Genomic DNA, 3,866 nt, shown 5'->3' with positions numbered 1-3,866 from the left:
GGCCGAGGCTCCGGCCCGGCGCGAGCGTCGCCGCGAGGAGCCGCGGCCCGTCGCCGAGGATGCGGCCGGCCTCCCGGCCTTCCTGATGACGCCGCCCCGCCTGCCACCGGCCGCCGAAGCGCCCGTGGCGGAGGCGCAGGCGCCGAGCCTGCCCACGGCCGAAGGCGAGGACGCGCCGGCTCCGAAGGTCCGTCGCCGGCGGCGCCCGCGCTTCGAGGGGACCGAGGCCGAAGGTTCGCCGGAGACCAAGGCACCGGACGGCGCCTCCTCGGTCGAGTAGACGCCATCATTCCCGCGAGACAGGCCGCCCCGGATCTCCGGGGCGGCCTTTTTCGTATCCGAAGGTCGGTCCCCGAAGGGCCGATCCGGCCTTCACCCGGTCGGGATACTCTCGGACGCAGAGAACGGGCCGGAGAGACGTGAGATCCAGGCCTCCCGGCAGTGCCAGCGGGCGTCGGGCGATAGGCTCTCGCGGCAGGTCTCCGAGCCGGCATGGGTGCCACGGCACCGGCGTTTCGAGCCGGACCGCCCGTGCGCGCAGCAGGCGCAGCGCCGCGAATCAGTCCCCGTCCGCCTCGGCGAGGGCGAGGGCCGGCGTCGGCCCGCGATAGCCGGTCGCCAGCACGTAGAGCTCGCTCGAATCGGCGCGGCTGGCGTTCGGCTTGACGTGCCGCACGAGGGAGAAGTCGCGCTTGAGGTCGGTGAGCAACGCGGTCTCTGTGCCGCCCTGCAGCACCTTGGCGAGGTAGGCGCCGCCGGGCGCCAGAACCTCCCGGGCGAACTCGGCCGCGGTCTCGGCGAGCCCGATGATGCGCAGGTGATCGGTCTTCTTGTGGCCGGTGGCGTTGGCGGCCATGTCGGACAGCACGAGGTCGGCCGGGCCGCCGAGCAGGCCGGTGAGGCGCCTCGGCGCCTCGGGGTCGAGGAAGTCGAGGGTGATGAACTCGACGCCCGGCATCGGCTCGATCTCGAGCAGGTCGATTCCGACGATGCGGCCGGTCTCGCCGACGATCTTCGCCGCGACCTGCGACCAGCCGCCGGGGGCGGCGCCGAGATCGACGATGCGCTGGCCGGGCTTCAGCAGCTTGAAGCGCTCGTCGATCTCCATCAGCTTGAAGGCCGCCCGCGAGCGGTATCCTTCGCGCTTGGCCCGCTGGACGTAGGGATCGTTCAGCTGGCGCTCGAGCCAGCTCTTCTGCGAATGGGTGCGCCCGCGCCCGGTCTTCACCCGCTGCTTGAGATCGCCGCGGACTCCGCCCGTCGCGCCCGCTCCGCCACGCCTGTCGGTCACCGGTAGCCCCCGCGGCGCCACACGCCGTCTTCCCGCATCATGTTCATCAACAATCCTTCGCGCAGGCCGCGATCGGCGATGCGCAGGCGCTCGGCCGGGAAGGCACGGCGGATCGCCTCCAGGATCGCGCAGCCGGCGAGGACCAAGTCGGCGCGGTCGCGGCCGATGCACGGGTTCTCCGCCCGCTGGTCGAGCCGCGTGTCGAGCAGGTCGTCGATCGCACCGGCGACCTCGGCGTCGCTCATCCACAGCCCGTCGACCCGGCGACGCTCGTAGCGCACGAGGCGCAGGTGCATCGCCGCGATGGTGGTGACGGTGCCGGAGGTTCCGAGCAGGTGGAAGCCGGGCGCCGTCGCCGCGGCCGCCGCGCGGATCGCGAAGGGGCCCAGCATCTCGGCCACCTCCTCGACCATGCCCTCGAACATCATCCGCGTCACCTCGGAGCCGCCGTGGCGCTCGGCCAAGGTGACGACGCCGACCGGCAGCGAATCCCAGGCGCGGATGCGCAGGGTCGGATCGGTCGAGGGATTGGCGGCCGAGCCGTCGAGCCAGGCGATCTCGGTTGAGCCGCCGCCGATGTCAAAGATCACCACCGATTCGGCTTGCGGGTCGGCGAGCGCGGCGCAGCCGGTGACGGCGAGATAGGCTTCGGTCTGCCGGTCGACGATCTCGAGATCGAGGCCGACCTCGGCCCGCACGCGCGCGACGAACTCGGCACCGTTCACGGCGAGCCGGCAGGCCTCCGTGGCGATGATCTTGGCCCGCCCGACGCCGCGGGCGCGCATTTTGCCCTTGCAGATCCGCAGCGCGTCGATCGTCCGCTCGATCGCCGCCTCGCTGAGCCGGTCGGAGCTGCCGAGCCCCTCGCCGAGCCGGACGATGCGCGAGAACGCGTCGATCACCCGGAAGCCGTGCGAGGACGGCTCGGCGATGAGCAGGCGGCAGTTGTTGGTTCCGAGATCCAGGGCCGCGTAGGCGTTGCGGCGCATGTCGCGATGCGAGACCGCGGGGGCGGAACCGGGTGCCCCTGCCGGTGGCGCGCCCTGGGGGCGGGCCGGCGCGGTCGCGCCACTCTCGTCCCTCATCGACGTCGCCGCGCTTTCCCATCCCTGGCCCCGGCGAACCGCCCGGCCATCATTCACGCTCGACCCTACTCGCTCGGCAGCGAACTGCAACGTCCCGTTCACGAATGCCGGGACTGCATCCACGGCCGTCGGCGCGAGCGCAGCCGGCGAAGAGGATCGAAAACCATTCGCCCGACGCCGAGACCCGGCCGCCGAGACATCGGATGCGATGCGCGATCACGCGGTCGCGTCAGGCCATCGCCTTGGCGAGGCTGGCGGCGCGGGAGGTCGGCCGCAGCAGGCTCTTCACCTGGGAGTAGGGTCGCGGCCGGTTGATCACCTCGTCGAGGCGCGACCACAACGTCTTGGGCGAAAACGGTTTCGCGATGATCTCGTTGACGCCGAGGGTGATCGCGCGGTCGACGACGTTCCGACGCGGCTGGGCGAGCATCAGGATGATGGGAATCGTCGGGCAGGGGGAGGTCGAGGGCGTGCGTGCCAGCCGGATGAACTCCTCGCCCGAGAGGATCGCCAGGTCCCAGTCGATGATCGTCAGGTCGGGCTTGCTCTCGGCGAGCACGCCGAGCGCCTCGGCCCCGTCCGGCGCCTCCAGCACCCGCTTGATGCCGACGCGCATCAGCATGTCGCGCACGATTCGGCGGATGTAGAGGCTCTCGTCGACCACGAGGGCGGAGAAGTCCGGGAAGGTCGGGGTCGCGATCATCGAGGGGGCGGCACGCGGGCCCCGGCGGATGCGGGAGCCTGTCCCCCTGCATACGCGCCCGGCCTTTGCGCTTCCCTAACACGGCGCGCTCTGCAAGCCTGGGTTTCACGACGACGAGAAAGTGATGGAACTCCGAGCTGATCGACAACAAGGTCCTTGCGGTCAACGGCCAATTGCGTCAGGACTGAGGCGTTATTCTTGGTTACCGCGACCGGGGGTAATGGGAGTGCAGGGCGTGAGCTGTCTGGGATGGCGCGCACGCGGTATTCGAGACGTGGTCGGCGGACGGTTTTTGGCGAGCTTTCGATGGGACGTGGTCGTGATTTCCGGGGGCCGCAGAAGCGCGGCTTCGATGAGGGTGGCGCAGAGCCGAGATGGCCTGATCAGGCTCCCCCGAGTGGCGGCGGATACGGTGGCGGCGGCTTCGGCGGCGGCGGTGGCGGGTTCGGTGGCGGCGGCGGTGGTTTCGATCGCGGCGCTCCCCGGGCTGCGGCGGCCCCTACGGGTCCGGAGCGCGATGCCACGGTCAAGTGGTTCAACAAGGAGAAGGGCTTCGGCTTCGTTGAGCTCGGCGACGGCTCGGGCGACGCCTTCCTCCACATCCGCGCCGTCGAGGCAGCCGGCCATGACGACCTGCTGCCAGGCACCCGGCTCACCGTTCAGACCGCGCAGGGCCAGAAGGGTCCGCAGGTCACCAACGTGATCAGCGTCGACACCTCGACGGCCGAGGCGGCTCCGCCCCGGCGCGAGATGCGCGATGCGCGTCCCCCGCGCGCCGGGGCGGAGC

Annotated in this window: 4 protein-coding genes and 1 pseudogene; 2 read left to right on the top strand and 3 right to left on the bottom strand. The window is 71.3% G+C overall.

Translation table 11 applies throughout. The features are described from left to right. Positions 1 to 280, top strand: a pseudogene (locus tag FV230_RS30010) (DUF4167 domain-containing protein); the annotation flags it as partial. 279 nt (positions 281 to 559) lie between these two features. On the opposite strand, the gene FV230_RS25630 reads toward FV230_RS30010, so the two are convergent. From FV230_RS25630 to FV230_RS25620, 3 genes are all read right to left on the bottom strand, one after another. Next, positions 560 to 1,291: an RlmE family RNA methyltransferase gene (locus FV230_RS25630; protein WP_147844395.1), complete on the bottom strand. Its 732-nt coding sequence runs from the start codon at positions 1,289 to 1,291 to the stop codon at positions 560 to 562. Beyond that, the gene (locus FV230_RS25625; protein ID WP_147844394.1) at positions 1,288 to 2,376 is read right to left on the bottom strand and encodes a Ppx/GppA phosphatase family protein; all 1,089 of its coding nucleotides are present in this window, start codon (positions 2,374 to 2,376) and stop codon (positions 1,288 to 1,290) included. The genes FV230_RS25630 and FV230_RS25625 overlap by 4 nt, the downstream gene beginning before the upstream one ends. Positions 2,377 to 2,605: 229 nt before the next feature. Continuing rightward, positions 2,606 to 3,079 (bottom strand): response regulator, encoded by a 474-nt coding sequence (locus FV230_RS25620; RefSeq protein ID WP_147729085.1) that lies wholly within the window; start codon positions 3,077 to 3,079, stop codon positions 2,606 to 2,608. A 306-nt stretch (positions 3,080 to 3,385) separates the two neighbouring features. Here FV230_RS25620 and FV230_RS25615 point away from each other — a divergent pair. Further along, on the top strand, positions 3,386 to 3,866 hold a 481-nt coding region (locus tag FV230_RS25615), incomplete at its 3' end, for a cold shock domain-containing protein (RefSeq protein WP_147844396.1).

It is taken from the genome of Methylobacterium sp. WL6, from assembly GCF_008040095.1.
GTDB lineage: Bacteria > Pseudomonadota > Alphaproteobacteria > Rhizobiales > Beijerinckiaceae > Methylobacterium.
This window is presented reverse-complemented; position numbering and strand designations above follow the sequence as displayed.

Bases quoted from the DNA above. Each gene is read 5' to 3' on its own strand.
- FV230_RS25625 (WP_147844394.1), bottom strand. From the start codon at position 2,376: ATGAGGGACGAGAGTGGCGCGACCGCGCCGGCCCGCCCCCAGGGCGCG.
- FV230_RS25620 (WP_147729085.1), bottom strand. From the start codon at position 3,079: ATGATCGCGACCCCGACCTTCCCGGACTTCTCCGCCCTCGTGGTCGAC.